This window comes from Virgibacillus indicus, from assembly GCF_002266285.1.
In the GTDB taxonomy this organism is placed as follows: domain Bacteria; phylum Bacillota; class Bacilli; order Bacillales; family Amphibacillaceae; genus Virgibacillus_K; species Virgibacillus_K indicus.
The window spans coordinates 966231-986197 of sequence record NZ_NPMS01000001.1 but is presented as its reverse complement, the minus strand read 5'-3'; the positions used below and the strand labels follow the sequence as shown (position 1 = coordinate 986197).

Here is a 19967-nt window from a genome sequence, read left to right as displayed (position 1 = left end):
TTTAATCAAAAACAAAGGGGGAATCAGTTTTGCCAAGTATATTAGTTGCTATTATTGGAATGATTGTATTTGCATTAGGTTACCGTTATTATTCTAAGTTTGTTGCAGAAAAAATATTCCGGCTTGATCCCAGCTATGTTACACCGGCACATAAGTATAAGGATGGCGTAGATTTTGTGCCAACGAACAGATTTGTATTATGGGGACATCATTTCACATCTGTTGCTGGTGCAGCTCCTATCGTCGGTCCTGCAATAGCCGTATATTGGGGCTGGCTTCCAGCATTCCTGTGGGTAATACTGGGAACGGTGTTTGCTGCGGGTGTTCATGATTTTGGAACATTGGTGCTTTCTGTCCGTAATAAGGGACAATCTGTCGGAACCCTTGCCCACCGGTTAATCGGGCAGCGGGCAAAGATATTGTTTTTATTTATCATTCTTATTTTAGTTTTGATGGTAAACGCAGTATTTGCCTGGGTAATTGCTAATTTATTTATTTCGTATCCAGCTAGTGTATTGCCAGTATTTATTCAAATCCCGCTTGCAATCTGGATCGGGTATGCTGTATATAAGAAAAACAAAAAAATGCTTGTTCCATCATTAATAGCCCTTGCAGTCATGTATCTAACAGCAGTTGTGGCAAGTAAAGTGGGTTTTCTGCAGATTGATCTGGTGCAATACATGGGTGGTGAAGATGGAGCTGGATTATTCGGTCTTGGTTCTGTCTCGACAGCGTTTTTCATCTGGATTATAATTTTGATGATTTATGTTTATATTGCATCGACTTTGCCTGTATGGAAACTACTGCAGCCACGGGATTTTATTAACTCACATCAGCTTATTGTGGGACTGTTGATTTTGTATTTGGGTCTGCTTTTTGTAAATCCTGAAATTACTGCACCAATTACTAATCCTGCCGCCAATGATGTCTCATGGTTTCCATTGCTGTTTATAACAATTGCCTGTGGTGCGATATCTGGTTTCCATGGCCTGGTGTCTTCAGGTACTTCATCCAAACAATTAAATAAAGAAACGGATGCACGCTTTGTAGGGTATCTTGGAGCAGTGGGTGAAGGAATACTGGCTCTCGTCGCCATCATCGCCGTGATAACTTTCTTCCCGAGTAAAGATGAATTTTTGGCAACCTATTCCAGCTTTACTGCATCAAATGGTGCTGGCCTGGGGGTATTTGTAGAGGGTGCAAGTAAACTGGCTTCGGGATTGATGATCCCAACAGATGTAGCTTCAACTATTGTTTCTATTATCGTTGTAAGCTTTGCTGCGACTACACTGGATACTTCGGTTCGATTAATGCGTTATATCATTGCTGAACTGGGTATGGAATATAAAGTTCCTGCATTATCGAAGACACATGTTGCGACATCCATTGCAGTGGTTTCAAGTGCAGCTCTTGTTCTTTTGCCGGAAGGTCCTAAGGGGTTTGGGTCTGGCGGATATCTGCTATGGCCATTATTTGGCACTGCGAATCAGCTGCTGGCAGGAATAAGTCTTTTGTTAGTTTCTATTTGGCTGAAGCGGCTTGGAAGAAATTACGCTATTACACTAATTCCTATGATCTTTGTCCTCTTTATGACATTAATTGCCATGTTCCAGCAGGTAATATTTGAATGGTCATGGTTTGGTTCTGAATCGAATATGCTGCTGTTTGTTCTTGGGGCAATTACATTTGTATTTGCAGTCTGGATTATTTTAACAGCTTTTGGTGCTTTGACGAAAAATTTCGATGGTCCGATAAAAGAAGACGAATAAAAAAGGGCCAATTTAGCATAAAACGGGGAGATGAGTGATGATGCTGGATAAATTGAAAACGTTGATAGAATATTACGAAGAAGTGTTAAGTATGCCGCATCGTCAGGAAATTGCGAGGGAACTGAGAAATGAAGATGATTTATTTCTCCTATTGCTTTACTCTGAAATGATTGGAATCCCAAACCCGGTTTATTATTTTACACTGGAGCTTTATCCATATATGATTGAAAATTTCCATGACTGGCATTTACGCATGGGCATGGAGAAATCACCCCTGAGCGGTATACGCTGCTGCTAGATTTTTATAACTTAAAGGAGATATATTATGCAGGAATTGGATAAAAAAGTGATTTTTGTTGGTGGAAAAGGAGGGGTGGGCAAATCAACCTCTGCTGCTGCAATTGCCTGGAAATCAGCTGGGGAAGGGTATAAAACATTGCTCGTCTCCACAGATCCGGCGCATAATCTTGGGGATATTTTTAATCAGTCAATTGGCGGTAAAACAACGAAGGTTGCAGATCAATTATATGCACTGGAAATAGACCCGGAAGTGGAAACGAATAAGTATATAAAAGGTGTCAAGGAAAATATTAAGGGAATTGTACATTCGGGAATGATGGAGGAAGTCCATCGCCAGCTTGATACAGCCAAAGCATCACCCGGAGCGGACGAAGCAGCTTTGTTTGATAAATTGATATCAATTATTTTAGATGAACGAGGGAAGTTTGATAAACTTATATTTGATACAGCACCTACAGGTCATACCATCCGGCTTTTATCCCTGCCGGAGCTGATGGGAATCTGGATCGAAGGGATGCTTCAGAAGCGCAAAAAGACCAATGAAAATTATACACAGCTGCTGAATGATGGTGAGCCGATTGAAGATCCAATTTACGATGTATTGAAAGAAAGACAGGACCGTTTTAAGGCAGCCAGGGAAGTTCTTCTAGACGACAGCCAAACCGGATTTATATTCGTGCTGAATCCGGAACGGCTGTCAATTCTGGAAACAAACAAGGCTATTGAATTACTTGATAAATACCATCTGCATGTGAAAACAATTATCGTAAATAAAGTACTCCCGGAACATGCAGATGGAGAGTTTCTGCTGAGGCGAAAAGAGCATGAACAACAATATTTAGCTATGATTGAAAAGGATTTTAAAGAGAAAAATTTAATTTATGTACCATTGTTTTCACATGATATAACAAATAAAGCACAGCTGGAGGAATACAGCAGCTATTACCAGAAAGGATGAATTGAATGAAAGCATTTGTACACGGTGATTCAGAACTGAAGCTGATAGAAATGGAGGAACCAACAGCAGGGGAGGATGAGGTTGTAGTTGCATTAAAAACTGCTGGCTTAAACCGGCGTGATTTGTATATTCCTAATAGAAGGGGAGAAAAGAAGAAAGCATTAATTCTTGGCTCTGATGGTGCGGGGGTAATTGAATCCGTTGGTGAGGCTGTCACAGGATTACAGATAGGTGATGAAGTCATTATCAACCCAGCATTGCGCTGGGATGAAAACAGTGATGCTCCACCACAGGAATTTGATATTCTCGGTATGCCTGACCATGGAACATTTGCTGAGAAAATTGTACTGTCTGCTGAGCAAGTTGAAAAGAAACCGGAGCACCTATCATGGGAAGAGGCAGGTGTCCTTGCCTTGTCAGGATTAACTGGATATCGCGCATTATTTACGAAAGGAAAAGTGAAAGAAGGAGATACCGTATTTATTCCAGGTGCTGGGAGTGGTGTCGCAACATACTTGATAGCCTTCGCCAAAAATGTTGGAGCGAAAGTGATTGTAACTTCACGAAGCAAGGAAAAGCAGCAGCAAGCCAAAGAACTGGGTGCGGATATAGTACTGGATACGAATTGTGATTGGGCTAAGGAATTAGCGGAAGAAACAGTTGATTTAGTCATTGATAGTGTTGGACGTGCGACCTTTAACCGTTCACTGGAAGTATTGAAAAAAGGTGGACGGATAGTTACGTTTGGTGCCACCACTGATGATCATATAGATTTAAATTTACGCAAGTTTTTCTATGGTCAATATCAGTTGATTGGGTCAACGATGGGAAGCAGACAGGAGCTTCGAGCAATGCTCGATCATGTAAAGAATTTTAAGCTGTACCCAGTTATAGACAGTGTTTATTCACTGGAAAAAGCTAGTGATGCATTCGATTATCTCGAAAAAAATAAGCAGTTTGGCAAGATTGCTTTACAAATAAATAAATAGCATTAACACCAATTGAAAAGCTAGTGAGATACTAGCTTTTCTGCTTTTAAGCGTATCTAAAGCTTTTGTGAATTCCTGGTTCATTGCCGAATCCGAACAAGGAGCAGTTCAATGGGCCAAAGTAAGCTCGGAATTAAATGAAATGTCACATAGAGCTACTTTATTAACTAAAAAATTTCCATAATGAAGGCAACAAAAAGGATTATCTATTCTTTCAAATATGGCATAACCTTATCAACCGCCTGCTGCATCTTTTTACTGTTTTCCTCATACATTCGCTTAACCTCTTCATTTTCAGTTGCTAATGCGAATAATTCCAGGTCGGCCTGGCATTTTTTCATCGTTGCTAAGAGAAGAGGGGCTTCAGTTGGGCTTGGTACTGCAATTTTATCATCATATAAGTCAATAGTTAGTTGACCATTATTATCTGCCTGACCGAGAAAAACATTTTCGATGCTTACATTCATTTTATCCAGCTCAGTTTCCAGCCAATTTGTATTCAGTGACAGGTTGGCTAATGGCTCCAGCAATACTTTACCATCCATAACTACGGTTTGTGGTTCTTTCTCTGGTGCAAGCTTCAGACCTAAATCTTTGGCAGTAAGAGGCTGGTTCTCCTTTTTAGGCAATACACTCAGTGTCCCTGAAGGCTCAAGTACAGCAAATTCAACATCAGATGCTAAGAAAACATTATTGTCTCGCAGTTTTTCCAGCAGATCATCTGTGGAATACCCTTCTTTTTTCAGATTATCCTCCATTATTTTCCCATCCTGTATGAATACGGTACTTCTGCCTTGAGAAAAGTTGCGGAAGCTTTTGCTTTTAAGTGAAAAGTATTCGACCGCAAACGGTATAATAAACCAGACGAACATAGCTATTAAACCATAGACAATGTTTGCTTCTGTATCAATAGAATGAATTGCTACGATTCCTCCAAGAACGATGCCGGAAATATATTCAAATATATTTAATTGAGATATCTGTTTTTTACCAAGCCATTTTGTAAGGAAAAATAAAACAATAAGCAGGGTGAAGGATCTAATGGCAATTTCTATCCATCCTGGCATTGGCAACATTTCCTTTCAAGATTTATTTATATTGTGGTTCTTCCTTCGAGAGCTGAATTACTTGTTTTTGCAAATCACTTTTCACTTCAGCAATCAGCTGATTCGCATAGTTAAAAGCGACTTGTGCTTGTGGATCCTGTGTTTTGCTTTCTAATAATTTAAGACTTGCTTCTGCACTTTTAATTGATGAAAAACAGCTTTTCACCTGTGATCCAACGGTCATTTCTTAAAACCCCCTATCCTTTTGGTTTAAAAATCAATGCACCAATAAAACCAAATATAATTGCAGCAGATATACCGGCGCTCGTTACTTCGAACATTCCAGTCACAACACCAACAAGACCATGCTTTTCTGCTTCAGCCATTGCTCCATGGACTAATGAATTACCAAAGCTGGTTATCGGTACAGTTACACCAGCACCTGCAAAATCAATTAACGGCTCATATAATCCAAAACCATCAAGAATAGCACCAGAGACAACTAAAATGCTTAATGTATGGGCAGGGCTTAGTTTAAATACATCAAACATAATCTGGCCAATGACACAGATTATGCCTCCTACAACAAATGCCCAAAAAAATATCATAATTCATCACTTCCTGATTCTATTGAGACTGCATGTGCAATACCGGGGATTGGGTCTTTCTGCTGTATGCTTAATGGAGAATGCAGAGCTCCAGTTGCAACAACCAGGATCCGATTAAGTTCTCCTTTTTTAAGTTGGTTTAAGAAGTGGCCATATGTAACGACCGCTGAACAAGCAGGACCGCTAGCGCCAGCCAATACTGGCTGTCCCTCCCGGTAGATGGTAAGTCCGCAATCAACATATTGCTCATTTGTAATATTCAAACCACGTTCTCTTAAAAGATCCAGCGAGACTTCTCTGCCAATGTGCCCGAGATCTCCTGTGATGATTAAATCATAATAGGATGGATCCAGATTCCGCTCTTTGAAATGTGTTTCAATTGTATTTACAGCAGCTGGAGCCATTGCCCCACCCATGTTAAACGGATCTGTAATCCCCATATCTACAATTTTACCTACTGTAGCTGAGGTTATCACCGGTCCTTTGCCGTCTTTAGCAACCAGGGCACAACCAGCGCCAGTAACTGTCCATTGGGCAGTTGGCGGTTTTTGTCCACCATATTCTGTCGGATATCGGAATTGTTTTTCAGCTGCCGAATTATGACTGGATGTCCCGCTTAAAATATAATTGGCTCCATTGGAATTAATAATAAATGCAGCCAATGCCAGGCTTTCCATTGAAGTAGCACAGGCACTGAATAGTCCAAAGTAGGGAAGATCCATGGTTTTAGCAGCAAAGCTGGTTGGGGTAATTTGATTAACCAAATCACCACTAATGAAAAATTCTACCTGTTCTTTTTCAATACTGCTTTTCTTAACCGCTATTTGACATGCTTCCTCCATCATCATTTGCTGTGACTTTTCAAAAGAAGCCTGCTCCAGCCATGTATCATCATGCAGGATATCAAAGTCTTCCGGAATGTTTCCCTTGGCCTCAAATGGGCCTCCAACTGTTCCCGTTGTTAAAATGACGGGTTTATTTTCAAAGATCCATGTTTGGTGTCCCACCAGCACTACAATCCACCCCACTTAATCAATATTGTTTTTATAAGTGCAATAACAAAAGCAGAGAATACACCATATACGATAACTGGTCCAGCCAATTTCAGCATATTCGTCCCAACTCCTAAGACAAAGCCCTCTGTACGATGTTCAATTGCAGAAGAAATAACAGCATTGCCAAATCCAGTGACTGGTACAGCAGAACCGGCACCTGCGAACTGGCCAATCCGGTCATATACACCAAATCCTGTCAGCAGCATGGTAATAAAAATCAATGTAGCGACAGTCGGATTCCCGGCAGTCTGTTCGGTGAAATTAAAGAAATAGATGTAAAAAGTGGAAATGATTTGACCAATAAAACAAATAAATCCACCAACAAGAAATGCTTTTATGCAATTTTTAAATAACGGCCTTTTTGTTTCCCGCTGCTGTTGAAATGCCTGGTAATTCTGAGCATCCGGTGGCAAGTTTTTTTTCTGTTTATCTGCCATAGTCGTTCCACCCACTTCACTACGCCTGTTCTTTAGACAGTTTCGTAAGTTTTTTTATTTCCTTTTTCAGCTTTTTTTTGGAGATATCTCCAGACTCCATCGCTTTTTCCAGCTTATCGAGCTCTAAAACTAACTTCTTATCCAATGTTAATTCCACGTGAAAGTTTTTAAATTTCTTTTCCAATTCTTTTGTCAGTTCTTTTTGTATTTTTTTCAGATTGAATCGCTTGTTATGATGGACCTCAATTGCTGTGAGAAGATTTTTCTCATCATTTACTGCTTTAACGGAAGTTATGGCATCATAGCTGCTGAGAAGTTCCTTTGCCTGATTCGAAATATGCTGATCCATTCCGGTATTTGCTTTAATCATTTTCAATTCGATGTCTGTGTTTTTATCATTGGTTGGTTCCAGCACTGAATCCTTTCCACAGCCAATCAGCAATAATACCAAACAAACGCTTAACACTATTTTGTATTTCATGATCTCACCTATTTTCATTGATGTGAGCTGTAACGAGGCTGGCGAACCAACCCCGTTACAGTATTTAAAACCCTTTGTATTGTGGTTCTTCCTGTTCCATTTGCTGAACTCTAGGTTCAACACTCTGTAAAATAGCCATTGTCTGCTGAGCAGCATTTTCATAAAGCTGTTTTGCCTGTTTATTTTCTGTCTGCAATGCAAATTGCTCAAAACTTGCCTGTGCACTCTTTAACCCTGCGATCGTTTGCTTCACCTGACTGCCTACTGTCATATAGATCCTCCTTTATAAGATCATCACTATTTATAATTAGAAAAATTGACCATAATATACTTTCTACTTTTTTCCTATTTTTTGTTATGGACTGATATTTAAAAATTGAAACTTTATATGCAGTTGTTTCGTCTTATATAATAAGAGGCTTTTTGGAGGAGGAGTAGCGTGAAGAAAGCTCTCGTTCTGTCACTAATAGTAATTGGCTGTTTCATTGGGATTATCAATTGGCAGTTTGGACAGGTTAATGCAAAGTTAGCCGAAAGCAAAGAAGTGAAAAAGCAGTTGGATAATTTTATTTTACATATGAGAGTGGACGAAACGGAAGAAGGAATCCAAGTGCTAAGATCCCTGCAATATATGGGGGAGGAAACTGTTGAAATTAAGCACCAGGCTCCATTAATATCAGTATCCCTATCACATGAGAATCATGACTTTACCGGCAGTCTGATAACCAAAAAAATGAACAGCGGAAATATTTATCCACAGGAAAAGCTTGTCTTTGCAGCACCTGAAAAAGGTGAATGTAATTTATATGTGCAAGCGAGATTTATGGCAGATGATGAGGAAATTTTAATTGAACATGTTGAAAAGCTGATATTTAAATAAAAAACAGCACCTCCAAATGTGCTGTTTTTTTCTAGTTATTTTCGGAGACATGTAAGATAATGCTTGTGGTCAGAGATTGATTTGCTTGATACCACTCATGAATAGCTTCATCTGTCGGTTCAAGAACTGCCGGTTTTTCTGCGGCAATTGATTCATTATCAATCCAGTTGACTGAAATTAATGGCCAGGTGAAATTTAAAACAGCATCATCTGTTGTTTCATTCACCAATGTCAGGTGATCCCATTTTTCCAAATCAATGATGACAATGTTTGTAAATGGAAGCGGCAATGAACCTTTCCGGTCAAATAGAAATAGCATCTTTGTTTGATCAGGTGATGGGATCATATCAGCAGCATCAGCCAGATCAGCAAGAAGAAAAGCCTGATCTGCAGCATCTCTGTTAAAGAGTAAATAGGAGCAGCGTTCATTCTGACAGGAAAACTCCAGCAAATAAATACTGGCATTCTCTGCTTGTATCCGTTCAATTTTCATTCCCTCGATCGCTTTTTGCCGGTCTTTTGCTGCAAGAAGATAGGCGTCCAGAATTGGCACCATCTCTAAATTAATTCTTATCTGTTCATCATGAAGCGGAAATTCAATGAATTCTTCCACATCATCTTCGCTGCCACTTACCTCTTCGACTAATTCCGGCTCACGGCTCGAATCATCTGGAGGGGATTCTGTTTTTACAATGGCCGGTTCATTATTTGTACATGCCACAAGTATATAAAAGCTCAGCATTGCTATCCACTTTTTCATAGTCAGCTTCCTTAAAAGTTATTTAAATTGTACTTATAATTATACAATAACCTCGTATTGGAAGGAACCAAAAAAAGCTGCATCGCATGGATTAGAATCTTGCGAATACAGCTTTTGTTTAAATATTATTATCATTTTTTTGATTATCTACACTGCCATGCGTTAGATAATCTTTATCAAGTAACTCCTTTTCCTTTTTGGAAATTGAGACATCGTGGTTTGGTTTTTTTTCTTTTTTTCTTATAATGATAATGAATACTGCGATTATGAATGCTATAATCAATAGATAGATCCATATCATTTAGAACGCTCCTAATAAAGCAGATTTTGTACTGCTTATTTTCCTTCATTAAAACATCGGAAATACATAATTAATCAAAAACCATAAAATCCCAAAAAATATAATTAGATATGTTACATATTTAATTACAGCAACTCCAACTTTACTTGAATCAGATTTTTTTTCCTTGCGTTCAATTTCTTTATGATCGTCCATACTAACACCTCACATCGTTTTTAGAACGAGTAGATTTATTCATTCTTAGTAAATAATTACCCATTATGTAAGGATTCAAACGTTTCCCTCTTTATGACTTCCAAAGAATATCAATTATCAGTTTTTTTTGTTACACTTTATGTAATCAGACTATAAAAAAGCTATAGTAAAAGAAAGGACCTGGTAATAGATGGTTGAAAGACGAAAGCCGATTCCGGTAAACGAAGCGGTAGAAAAAGTTATGAACTATCGTTTGAAAGGTCAAACAGAAAAGATATCCATAAATGAAAGTGATTATAGACGATTAGCTGAGCCAATTATTGCTAAGCATAATATTCCTTCATTTGATAAGTCTCCTTATGATGGATTTGCCTTAAGGTCTGTGGATACAGCAGAAGCATCACGTGATAATCCAGTGGAATTTGAGGTTATTGAACATATTGGTGCAGGCCAGGTACCCCAGAAGGAATTAAAAAATGGGCAGGCAACAAGAATAATGACTGGAGCCCAAATCCCTGCAGGTGCTGATTGTGTTGCAATGTTTGAGATTTGTAATGCATATGAGAAAAACAATCAGTCTTTTTTCTCCATAAAACGAAGAATGAGCAAAGATCAAAATATCATAGGGGAAGGAACGGAAGTATTAAAGGGTGAAGTGCTGATTGAAGAAGGTACACTAATTAATCCTGGTGTAAAGGCTTTATTGGCTACATTTGGCTATCATGAAATAGAAGTTGCCAAAAAACCAGTGATTGGGGTTATTGCTACAGGTACAGAGCTTTTGGAAGTTGATGAAGAACTGCAACCCGGGAAGATTCGAAATTCCAATGCTCCGATGATTGCCTCGCAAATCAGCAGAGCAGGAGGAATCTGCAGATATTACGGAAAACTGGCCGATGAATTTGAATCAAGCTATCTAGCTGTAAAAGATGCACTTGATGAGGTGGATATTTTAATAACAACCGGTGGGGTATCAGTTGGTGACTTTGATTTGATGCCCGACATTTATGAAAAACTGGGAGCGGAGGTTCTTTTTAATAAAATTGCCATGCGTCCAGGAAGTGTGACAACTGCGGCTGTTAAAGGCAATCAACTATTATTTGGTCTTTCTGGCAATCCATCAGCCTGCTATGTCGGATTTGAGCTTTTTGTGAGACCGGTAATCCAGCATGCTTTATTTAATAATAAACCATATTTAAAACGAATTAATGCTATTTTAGCTGATGAATTTCCAAAACCGAACCCGTTTACAAGATTTGTGCGCAGCTACATAACTTATGAGAGTGCATCAGTTAAGATTCATCTGGCAGGAATAGATAAATCAAATGTAGTGTCATCATTGGCACAATCTACTTGTTTTATGGTGCTTCCCGGAGGAACAAGAGGATTTAATCCTGGGGATGAGGTAGAAGCATTATTATTAGAAGATATGGAAGGGCAGAAGGATTTTTCCTAAAAAGAGAGGAGTGACTGGAATGGAAAAGGAAATTACACCAATTAAAGATCATTTCGGAAGATCACTAAAGGACTTGCGGATTTCTGTTATAGATAAATGCAATTTACGCTGCACGTATTGCATGCCTAAAGAAATTTTTGGAGACGATTATGCATTTTTACCGGAGGAACAGCTATTAAGCTTCGAGGAAATTGTACGATTAGCTGAGACATTTGCAGAACTGGGTGTCGAGAAAATAAGAATCACGGGTGGAGAGCCGTTAATGAGAAAGGACCTTGATCAATTAATTGCTAAATTTACCGAAATTCCGGGAATTAAGGATATTGCTTTAACAACAAATGCGATATTATTGCCGAAAAGAGCCCAGAAACTGAAGGATGCTGGATTAAAACGTGTGAATATCAGTTTGGACGCGATTGAGGATGAAGTCTTTAAACAGATTAATGGCAGAGGTGTCGTTACACTTCCGGTATTAAAAGGTATAGAAGCAGCACAAAAGGCCGGGCTGCAGGTAAAAATAAATATGGTTGTCAAAAAAGGCATGAATGAAAGCCAGATTCTCCCGATGGCTCGTTATTTTAAAGGGAAGGATATTATCCTCCGCTATATTGAATTTATGGATGTGGGAAATCATAATGGCTGGGATTTTAAAAATGTAGTTTCCAAAAAGCAGATCATTGAAGATATAAATTCAGAAATGCCTATTGAACCTGCTGAAGAGAATTATTATGGAGAAGTTGCTTCAAGATATCGCTATAAGGATGGTGGTGGGGAAATTGGTGTAATCTCCTCTGTAACAGATTCCTTCTGCGGCACGTGTACAAGATTAAGGCTATCTGCTGATGGAAAGCTTTATACATGTCTATTTGCCTCAAGCGGGTTTGATATCAAGGAAAAGTTAAGAAAAGGATTATCTGATGAAGATCTGACAGAGGAACTGACCTCCTTGTGGGGAAGAAGAAAAGATCGATATTCAGAGGAAAGAGCTGAGCATCAGGGGAAGAATCGGAAGAAAATAGAAATGTCCTATATCGGTGGATAGTGAGGTGAATCTATGAAAACCTTTAAGCTGAAGAAACTGGAAATCATCGACCATATAAGTGATGATATACTTCAAACAAATATTCCTTTAAAGGATGGCCTGATCATCAATCGTGAAGATGAGCAAAATCGCTGGATACTGGAAGCTTATATGGATCATTCCCATCTGGAATTTTTCAAAAAGCTTGAAAGTGAAGATAAAGAAATCATGGTACAGGTGAAAATAACAAAGGAATCTAATGAACCTGCTACATTTATTACCTCCATTATTGGAGTCAATGAGATTGGTGCACATGTGAATGTTTTATTCATGGGTACAATTGTGGATCAGCAGAAACATAAAATTGAAGAAAAGCTGACCGCATTAATTGAGGAAGGCTACCAGGGAGAAGAACTGTTAAAGAAGGTAAAAGAGGTAATGTAGGAGAGGCTGAACTATTCTTAAAATAATACAAGCAATTTGTACGGGTGACTGCTATAATAATGTTACGTTTTTTAAAATGATATTGATATTATAGTTGTAATTGTTAGGAGAAATCATAATGAACTACCAGAATTCCTTTTTTCGCTGGATGCATAAACTTTCGCCTGTACAGGTTTTACTTTTCTTTTACTTTATCGCTGTTCTTTTTTCAACTGCAATAATGTCTTTGCCTATTGCATATCAGGAAGGTGTGGACATTGCATTTATAGACATTCTTTTTACAGCTGTCAGTGCACTGAGTGTAACTGGATTAAGCACGATAGCAATTTCAGATACGCTGAGCACTGCAGGGATTATTTTGCTTGCATGCATCCTGCAGCTGGGTGCGGTTGGCGTGATGTCCATTGGTACATTTATCTGGCTCTTGCTGGGTAAAAAAATTGGCCTTAAAGAGCGCCGTTTAATCATGACTGACCAAAATCAAACCAGTTTTGAAGGCATGGTTCGGCTAATAAAGCAAATTGTTTATGTTTTATTGGTAATTGAATTATTGGGATTCATTATTTTAGGAACTTACTTTCTTCAATACTTTCCCACTGCAAAAGAAGCTTACTTACATGGTTTTTTTGGTACAATCAGTGCAGTTTCTAATGGTGGGTTTGATATAACCGGACAGTCCCTGGTTCCATTTAAAGATGATTATTTTGTGCAATTTATAAATATGCTGCTGATTATCTTTGGTGCAATTGGTTTTCCGGTATTAATCGAAGTCAAGGAATACATATTTGCAAAATACGAGAAGCGCAGGATGATGCGTTTCACTTTATTTACAAAACTGACAACAGTCACTTTCTTTATTTTAATTATTGCAGGTGCATTATTTATCTACCTGCTTGACTTTGGAAATTTCTTTGCCGGTAAATCCTGGCATGAAGCTATTTTTTATTCCCTGTTTCAGTCAGTTACTACGAGAAGCGGAGGACTTTCAACGATGGATGTCAGCCAGCTGACGGAGCAGAACCACTTATTTATGTCTATGTTAATGTTTATTGGAGCATCTCCAAGCAGTGCCGGTGGTGGCATTCGTACAACAACCTTTGCACTGGTAGTAATTTTCATTATTACATATGCACGCGGAGCAGGAAGCATTCGTATATTTAATCGGGAGGTATATGAAGAGGATCTATTTAAGGCAGTTACAGTAACACTCATGGCTATTATATTAGTGTTTAGTTCCATAATAGCAATTTCCATTCTGGAGCCATTTTCGCTGACACAGATTTTGTTTGAAGTTACATCTGCCTTCGGTACAGTAGGTTTATCCCTTGGAATAACCAGTGAATTAACAACTGTTAGCAAAATAATCTTGATGTTCCTGATGTTTATTGGCAGGGTGGGAATAATTACATTCCTATTCATTTTTAAAAATAAAAAGAATAGCGGAAATTATCATTACCCAAAAGAAAAAATAATAATTGGGTAATTTCAATGAATGAACAAGGGGAGAAAGACCATGTCTAACGAGAAAATAGATTTACCTTTCCTGCAAAAGATATTATCCAATCTGAAAGAAGCCATTCTTTTTGTTCGTGCAGATGGAGAAATACTGGATGGAAATCAGTCTGCATTTTCTTTACTTAATAAGAATGGTCCCAGCCAGGAATCCATTTATGATTACTTTAATTTTGAATTGTTAATGGAATCGGATGAGTCACATTTGCTATTGGAGCTTAAAGACAGAAACGATTATCTAATAGAAGTAAAATGTATTTCAGCAACGGAGGATGTTTATTGCTTAATAATGAACAAACTTAGTCTGGACGATAAGACCTCGGAGATAAAAAATTATGTTAACCACCTTATTGACAGCAGTGTTGATGGAATAGTTATCTATAATGAAAAAGGAATAATTGATTGTGATCCTTCATTTGCGAGCCTGTTTGGTTACACACATACAGAAATGAAGCAGCAGACATTTTCTAATTTAATTGACAGTAAAAGCAATGAACTTCTTATTGAGGAAGTCCACACCAACCCGGAGAAGTTTTATGAATTGAACGGTCTTCAAAAGGATGGACATTCTATAAACTTCGAGATAATGCAGCATCCATATAATAATCAGGGGACTATTGTAAGAATGGCAGTGATAAATGATATTACCGAAAGAATAACAAATGAAAAGAAAATCGAATATATGGCCTATTATGATGAATTAACGGATTTGCCAAACCGGAACTTTTTTTTAAAGGTACTTAAAAATGCAATAAACAAGGCAAGTGATAATAATGAATCATTAGCGGTGTACTTTATGGATATAGATTATTTCAGGGAGATAAATGATACGTTAGGCTATGATTTTGGGGATAATCTCCTGAGAGCTTGCGGAAGGCGTTTAAAAACGTTTTTAGAAACAGACACGTTTATTGCCAGATTGGATGGGGATGAATTTTTAATCCTTCAGCGGAATGTACCTGATAATGAAGCCGCTGCATCTCTGGCAGAAAGTCTGATTGCAGAATTTGAAAAACCGATTGATATTGACGGCTATGAAATATTCGTTTCTGTCAGTATTGGCATCAGTGTGTTTCCAGAAAATGGAACCACACCGCAAGATCTTTTAAAACATGCTGATTCCGCTATGTATCTAATAAAAGAAAAGAATCATAATAATTACAAGGTGTTCGAATCATCCATCTCGGAAAAATTAAAAACAATGTTTAGCATGGATGCGGAATTACGGCAGGCTCTAAGCAGAAATCAGTTCGAATTACACTACCAGCCGCAAAAGGACTTGCGTACTGGAAAAGTCGCTGGCATGGAAGCTTTGTTGCGCTGGAATCATCCTGAAAGAGGTTATATTCCTCCACTTGACTTTATTTCACTCGCTGAGAAAAACGGCTTCATACTTGAGATTGGTGATTGGGTAATGAGAGAGGCATGCAAACAAAATAAAGCATGGCAGGAGCAGGGATATAAACCAATTATCGTGAGCGTGAATTTATCTGCCAAACAGTTTCATCAAGAGGGCTTGGTTGAAAAGATTGAGACGATATTAACAGAAACGGGTTTAGCTTCTAAGTACTTGGAGCTGGAAATAACCGAAAGCATATCCATGACAAATGAAAAATATATTACATCCACGATGCAGCAGCTGCGAAAACTGGGTGTACTAGTTTCCATTGATGATTTTGGAACAGGCTACTCTTCATTAAAATATTTGAGTCTATTTCCAATAACAAAATTAAAAATTGATAAAACGTTTATGGATGGAACACAAAGGCATAATCAGGCTATTGTAAAATCCATTATTCAAATGTCCCATTCTTTAAATATGAAAGTAATAGCTGAAGGGGTAGAAACGAACGAACAGTTAACATTTTTGGAAAATGAAAAATGTGATGAAATGCAAGGTTTTTATTTTAGTAAACCATTACCCCCAGAACAATTATCCAGTCTGCTTGAAACTGTATAGTGTTGTTAATTTTTAATTGAGAAAAGCCTGTTCCTAATTATTTTTAAGAACAGGCTTTTTTGACTGCAATAATTTACAGAGCTCCTTCTTTTGTATCTGTCATTACATTTTCTTTTTTATCCGGCATTAATAGACTGAATACAATACCGAAGAATGCTGCAATAAAGAATGTTGTAAAACGAGAAGTCATCATTTCCTCTAATGGTGTACTGATCCATATAATTGTTGAAATTAATCCGGCTAAGACGGTTGCTACTACACCTGCACTGGAATAGCGTTTCCAGAAAAATGTCATTAATATCGCAGGAGAAAGGGTACAGCCAACACCAGCCCATGCCCAGCTTACGATTAAATACAATAGTGATTCAGAAACAAGGGCGATACCCATTCCAACAAGCCCAAAAAACAATACGGAAAAACGGGAAAGCCAGACTAGCTGTTTTTCAGTAAGTTCTACTCCTAATGCTTTATGAATAATATCCTCACTGACAGAACTTGTTACAACAAGCAGCTGTGAATTTGCAGTTGTTATTATCGCTGCCAGTACCCCAGCAAGTAAGATACCTGCAATCCATGGTGGCATCAACTGCAAAATCATTGTTGGTAAAATGATTTCAACATCAGCAAATGAACCTTGATCATATATTGCAATTGCGGTAATACCAATTAGAAATGCTCCGCCATATGCCAGAAAAGTCCAGATAATTGCTACGATTGTACCCTGATTCGCATGCTTGTCATTTTTTAATGCCATAAAGCGGGAGCTGAGCTGAGGTTGACCGCCAAGAAAACCGAAGAACCATGCGAAATTATTAAAGAAAAGAATACCTAATGCAAATCCTGTTAATCCCCCAAACCAGCCATCAAATGAATCACCCGCAGTTGCCAGAGATTGAGTTATGGACAGATCGTTTGTATTAATATAAACCAAAGCAACAATTGGCAATGCTACTAAGGTAATGACCATCATGATACTTTGGAGCATATCTGTCCAGACTACTGAAATAAAGCCTCCTGCAAATGCGGTCAGGATAATAACGACTGTTGCCAGAATCATCCCTATTGCTGGTGGCATTTCAAAAGTTGTAAACAGCATTTTTCCTGCCCCAGCCATTTGTGCTCCGACGTAAAACATTAAAAATCCGGCAATCAGTAAACTTGTGAGCCATCTGATAAGTTTCGCTTTTTGTCCAAAGCGGACAGCTAAGTAATCCGGCAGTGTTAATACATTATACTTTTGCTGTTCTCTCATGAAAACCTTTGCCAGGAATACCCAGGAAAAAATAATACCAAGACCAATTCCCACCGCTACCCAAATTCCGGATAGACCTGTCATAAAAACAAAGCCGGTATAACCGAGGAGCAGCCAGGCGGATTCCCCGGTAGCCCGTTCAGAAAAGGCTAGTGCCCATCCCGGCAGTTTTTTCCCGCCCAATAAGTAATCAGACTGTGTTTTACTTGATTTGCTAAAGTAACTCCCGACGAGAACAATAATAATACAGTAAATAATGAATTCTACAACAATAATATTCATAGTTTACCTCCATTTTCTGTAATCGCTTTCAACAATGAAAACGTTTAGATTAACTTTTTTCCGACCCCCTTTTGAACTGCATTTTCATAAATTAAATCAGCTGCAACTACATCGAATAATGCCATTCCAGTTGATTTAAAAATAATGCTTTTATCATGAATAGTATTTTGCTCACTTTTGAGGTATGATGACATGGTTTGTATAGTATTCCTGGTAATCCACTTATTTTCAAGTGGTATAGCCAGATCTCCAGATTCTTTGATAGCATCTTCAGAGTCCACGTAAATATGATCAGATTGTGCATAAAGTGCCTCGGGGAATTCCCGCATGGCAGGCTGGAATGAACCAATTCCTACAAATAATTTATTGCTTAGCAGCTTTGGTTCATCCGGCAGAACCGGAGTGAAAGAGGTTGTAGCTGTAATAACAATTTCAGCATCCTGGATAGCGGATTCTACCGTTTTCATGGTGTGTATCCTGATAGAATCACCAATCCATTTTTCCAATTCCTGTTTAAATCCTGAAATTTTTTCATAGGTTCTGTTATATAAAAAGATGTCAGTTATGGTGCGTTCTGTACACGCCGCCAGCGTCTGATATAATCCCTGTACACCTGTTCCAATTACTGCCAGTTTAGAAGCGTCCGATTTAGCCAAATGACGAATAGCCGAACCACCGATGGCACCGGTTCGGAATCCGGTGATAAACGAGCCATCCAGAATTGCTTTTATTTCACCAGTTTCACTACTGTTAAGAACAACCAGGCCATGGAGTGTCGGGAGTTCAGTATTTTCCGGGAAAGAAGTCACCAATTTTGTACCGATAGCTTCTTTTGTTATACAAGGCATAACAATTAATGTATTTGAATCCTTAGCAACCTGCATACGTGTTGGCATTTGAAATTGCTTGGATTCATATAATTCATAGGCTTTATCTATCGAATCTATCATATCTTTCATTGAGACAGCCTTTCTGATATCCTGTTCGTTTAAAAATAACAAATGAATCAACTCCAGTTTTATATTTAGTAAACGGCATTGTTCGGTGCTATACAATAGCACCTTCAACGAGTATTTCTTTCCTCTCAAATCTTTCAAATCTAAGTGGAGATAAGTCCAGTGTTTCGTACTTTCCGATACGGATTAATTCGGATAATCCTTTTCCGACAGCAGGGGCCTGCTGCATACCATGTCCGCTGAAACCACAAGCCAGATAGTAACCTTGAACTTCTGGATGATCTCCAATAATTGCGTTTTGATCTACTGTGTTATGACTGTACATTCCAGCCCAGCCGCTGACAATTTTTGCGCGTTCAAAGTTTGGAATACGATGACCTAATATTGGCCATAGTTGTTCCATAAAAAAGGAACGCTTCCACCTAAAATCTATCCCAGGCTTAACAGCTTCTGAGAAACCGGCAATCAGCGAAGTTCCTTCATGACGGAAATATACACCAGTTGGATCAACGGTTAATGGCAGATCTTTTTCCAGCTCTTCAGCTATGTCAAATTGAATAATTTGTCTTTTTAATGGAATGACCGGGATAGGAAGTCCCATTTTTTCACTTAGTGCAGGTGCCCATGGGCCTGCACAATTAACAACAATTGGAGCTTCATAGATCTCACCATTTGTGAGTTTGACACCACTGATGTTTCCTCCAGACTCTAATATTGTATCAATCTCTTCATACACATAATTTGCACCTAGCTGTTTCGCCTTTCGGACATAACCCTGCATAACGGAGTATGGATCCAAATAGCCATCCTCACTGCAGTAGAGTCCTCCATTTAGATCGTCAATATTTAATTCAGGGATGATGGACAGTAATTCTTCCTTTGTCAGCAATTCAGATGGAACACCATAACTCTGCTGCAAGGTACATTGTTTTTTTAATTGTTCAATCGTTTCATTTTGGGATAAAAAGAGATATCCACGCTGTTTAAAATCAATTTCAGTTTTTTCTTTGTCAATGGCCATATCATTTGGAAATGTTTCATATTTTTTTAAGCTGTAACGGCTGATTTGAATATTAATGGCAGTAGTGAATAATTGTCTGATACCACCGGCACTTCTTGGGGTAGAGGAAAATTCATAGATACTGTCCTTTTCAAATACAGTAACTTCTCCTGTGTAGCCATCATTCAGCAGATTATATGCAACACTGGAGCCAATAACGCCACCACCAACGATTATGATATCTGATTTATAACTCATTAAAACATCTCCTTAATTATGAGATAATTCCTAAGATTATATTTATT

Annotated in this window: 23 protein-coding genes; 10 read left to right on the top strand and 13 right to left on the bottom strand. The window is 38.3% G+C overall.

What is annotated here, in order from left to right; all coding sequences use genetic code 11:
- Window positions 1-29: 29 nt before the first annotated feature.
- The 4 genes from CIL03_RS05025 to CIL03_RS05010 are packed head-to-tail and all read left to right on the top strand — an operon-like array spanning window position 30 to window position 4016.
- Window positions 30-1769, top strand: a complete 1740-nt coding sequence (locus CIL03_RS05025) for a carbon starvation CstA family protein (protein WP_094884126.1) — start codon at window positions 30-32, stop codon at window positions 1767-1769.
- 40 nt (window positions 1770-1809) lie between these two features.
- The gene (locus CIL03_RS05020; protein WP_094884467.1) at window positions 1810-2067 is read left to right on the top strand and encodes a cory-CC-star protein; all 258 of its coding nucleotides are present in this window, start codon (window positions 1810-1812) and stop codon (window positions 2065-2067) included.
- Between the two features lie 27 nt (window positions 2068-2094).
- On the top strand, window positions 2095-3027 hold the full coding sequence (locus CIL03_RS05015) for an ArsA family ATPase (RefSeq protein WP_094884124.1): 933 nt from the start codon (window positions 2095-2097) through the stop codon (window positions 3025-3027).
- 5 nt (window positions 3028-3032) lie between these two features.
- Window positions 3033-4016, top strand: a complete 984-nt coding sequence (locus CIL03_RS05010) for a zinc-binding dehydrogenase (RefSeq protein WP_094884122.1) — start codon at window positions 3033-3035, stop codon at window positions 4014-4016.
- 206 nt (window positions 4017-4222) lie between these two features.
- Here CIL03_RS05010 and CIL03_RS05005 read toward each other — a convergent pair whose 3' ends face one another.
- From CIL03_RS05005 to CIL03_RS04975, 7 genes are all read right to left on the bottom strand, one after another.
- Window positions 4223-5083, bottom strand: a complete 861-nt coding sequence (locus CIL03_RS05005) for a DUF421 domain-containing protein (protein WP_094884120.1) — start codon at window positions 5081-5083, stop codon at window positions 4223-4225.
- A 22-nt stretch (window positions 5084-5105) separates the two neighbouring features.
- On the bottom strand, window positions 5106-5306 hold the full coding sequence (locus tag CIL03_RS05000; protein ID WP_094884118.1) for a DUF1657 domain-containing protein: 201 nt from the start codon (window positions 5304-5306) through the stop codon (window positions 5106-5108).
- Between the two features lie 13 nt (window positions 5307-5319).
- Window positions 5320-5670 (bottom strand): stage V sporulation protein AE, encoded by a 351-nt coding sequence (spoVAE, locus tag CIL03_RS04995; RefSeq protein WP_094884116.1) that lies wholly within the window; start codon window positions 5668-5670, stop codon window positions 5320-5322.
- Window positions 5667-6683: a stage V sporulation protein AD gene (gene spoVAD, locus CIL03_RS04990; RefSeq protein WP_094884114.1), complete on the bottom strand. Its 1017-nt coding sequence runs from the start codon at window positions 6681-6683 to the stop codon at window positions 5667-5669. Before spoVAD ends, spoVAE begins: the two co-directional genes overlap by 4 nt.
- Window positions 6683-7162, bottom strand: a complete 480-nt coding sequence (gene spoVAC / locus CIL03_RS04985; RefSeq protein WP_094884112.1) for a stage V sporulation protein AC — start codon at window positions 7160-7162, stop codon at window positions 6683-6685. The genes spoVAD and spoVAC overlap by 1 nt, the downstream gene beginning before the upstream one ends.
- Before the next feature lie 19 nt (window positions 7163-7181).
- A complete protein-coding gene (locus tag CIL03_RS04980; protein ID WP_094884110.1) occupies window positions 7182-7643 on the bottom strand; it encodes a hypothetical protein in 462 nt (153 codons plus the stop codon).
- Window positions 7644-7707: 64 nt separating this feature from the next.
- Window positions 7708-7914, bottom strand: coding sequence for a DUF1657 domain-containing protein (locus tag CIL03_RS04975; protein ID WP_094884108.1), 207 nt, complete (start codon window positions 7912-7914; stop codon window positions 7708-7710).
- A gap of 168 nt (window positions 7915-8082) precedes the next feature.
- Here CIL03_RS04975 and CIL03_RS04970 point away from each other — a divergent pair, with 168 nt between their 5' ends.
- A complete protein-coding gene (locus CIL03_RS04970; protein ID WP_094884106.1) occupies window positions 8083-8523 on the top strand; it encodes a hypothetical protein in 441 nt (146 codons plus the stop codon).
- Between the two features lie 31 nt (window positions 8524-8554).
- Here the strand turns inward: CIL03_RS04970 and CIL03_RS04965 are convergent, their stop codons facing one another.
- From CIL03_RS04965 to CIL03_RS19750, 3 genes are all read right to left on the bottom strand, one after another.
- On the bottom strand, window positions 8555-9283 hold the full coding sequence (locus tag CIL03_RS04965; RefSeq protein WP_094884104.1) for a hypothetical protein: 729 nt from the start codon (window positions 9281-9283) through the stop codon (window positions 8555-8557).
- Between the two features lie 118 nt (window positions 9284-9401).
- A complete protein-coding gene (locus tag CIL03_RS04960; RefSeq protein WP_094884102.1) occupies window positions 9402-9584 on the bottom strand; it encodes a hypothetical protein in 183 nt (60 codons plus the stop codon).
- Between the two features lie 48 nt (window positions 9585-9632).
- Window positions 9633-9779, bottom strand: coding sequence for a hypothetical protein (locus CIL03_RS19750; RefSeq protein WP_165767893.1), 147 nt, complete (start codon window positions 9777-9779; stop codon window positions 9633-9635).
- A gap of 190 nt (window positions 9780-9969) precedes the next feature.
- On the opposite strand from CIL03_RS19750, the gene CIL03_RS04955 reads away from it, so the two are divergent.
- The 5 genes from CIL03_RS04955 (at window position 9970) to CIL03_RS04935 (ending at window position 16172) form a co-directional block, all read left to right on the top strand.
- Complete coding sequence (locus CIL03_RS04955) at window positions 9970-11235, top strand: molybdopterin molybdotransferase MoeA (RefSeq protein WP_094884100.1); 1266 nt, start codon at window positions 9970-9972, stop codon at window positions 11233-11235.
- A gap of 19 nt (window positions 11236-11254) precedes the next feature.
- Complete coding sequence (gene moaA, locus CIL03_RS04950; RefSeq protein WP_094884098.1) at window positions 11255-12277, top strand: GTP 3',8-cyclase MoaA; 1023 nt, start codon at window positions 11255-11257, stop codon at window positions 12275-12277.
- Window positions 12278-12289: 12 nt separating this feature from the next.
- Entirely contained in the window at window positions 12290-12700 is a 411-nt protein-coding gene (locus CIL03_RS04945) for a YwpF family protein (RefSeq protein ID WP_094884096.1), read from the top strand.
- A 118-nt stretch (window positions 12701-12818) separates the two neighbouring features.
- The gene (locus CIL03_RS04940; RefSeq protein ID WP_094884094.1) at window positions 12819-14183 is read left to right on the top strand and encodes a TrkH family potassium uptake protein; all 1365 of its coding nucleotides are present in this window, start codon (window positions 12819-12821) and stop codon (window positions 14181-14183) included.
- Window positions 14184-14213: 30 nt separating this feature from the next.
- On the top strand, window positions 14214-16172 hold the full coding sequence (locus CIL03_RS04935) for a sensor domain-containing protein (protein WP_165767892.1): 1959 nt from the start codon (window positions 14214-14216) through the stop codon (window positions 16170-16172).
- A 73-nt stretch (window positions 16173-16245) separates the two neighbouring features.
- On the opposite strand, the gene CIL03_RS04930 is transcribed toward CIL03_RS04935, so the two are convergent.
- From CIL03_RS04930 to CIL03_RS04920, 3 genes are read right to left on the bottom strand one after another with little or no spacing between them, the layout of a single operon-like run.
- Window positions 16246-17706 (bottom strand): sodium/proline symporter, encoded by a 1461-nt coding sequence (locus tag CIL03_RS04930; RefSeq protein ID WP_094884090.1) that lies wholly within the window; start codon window positions 17704-17706, stop codon window positions 16246-16248.
- Window positions 17707-17750: 44 nt separating this feature from the next.
- The gene (locus CIL03_RS04925) at window positions 17751-18707 is read right to left on the bottom strand and encodes an ornithine cyclodeaminase family protein (protein ID WP_094884088.1); all 957 of its coding nucleotides are present in this window, start codon (window positions 18705-18707) and stop codon (window positions 17751-17753) included.
- A 46-nt stretch (window positions 18708-18753) separates the two neighbouring features.
- On the bottom strand, window positions 18754-19920 hold the full coding sequence (locus CIL03_RS04920) for an NAD(P)/FAD-dependent oxidoreductase (RefSeq protein ID WP_094884086.1): 1167 nt from the start codon (window positions 19918-19920) through the stop codon (window positions 18754-18756).
- Window positions 19921-19967 lie beyond the last annotated feature (47 nt).